The 292-nt window shown below is 54.8% G+C and carries 1 protein-coding gene; it reads left to right on the top strand.

Features of this window, described 5'->3' with window-relative positions; genetic code table 11:
* Window positions 1-237, top strand: a 237-nt coding sequence (gene chaB / locus AVJ23_RS22535; RefSeq protein WP_205626908.1) for a putative cation transport regulator ChaB, incomplete at its 5' end; no start/stop codon positions are given.
* Window positions 238-292: the final 55 nt, after the last annotated feature.

A 292-nucleotide genomic window follows, 5' to 3' on the forward strand; every position in this document is an offset into this window, starting at 1 on the left:
GTCACCATGCCCTACAAAAGTCGTGAAGAACTGCCGGACAATGTAAAAGGCGTACTGCCCCCGCATGCCCAATCGATTTACAAGGAAGCGTTCAACAGTGCCTGGGAGCAATACGCAGATCCGGAGGACCGCCGGGGTGATTCCTCACGGGAGGAAACGGCCCATGCTGTCGCCTGGTCCGCGGTAAAGGAAAAGTACGAGAAAGGGGACGATGATCGCTGGCATCCCAAATCGTGATCATCGATGGCCGCCCAAGGTCAGCCCGATTTTTTAGATGCTTTAATCAGGCCTT

The organism is Pseudoponticoccus marisrubri (assembly GCF_001482405.1).
GTDB lineage: Bacteria > Pseudomonadota > Alphaproteobacteria > Rhodobacterales > Rhodobacteraceae > Pseudoponticoccus > Pseudoponticoccus marisrubri.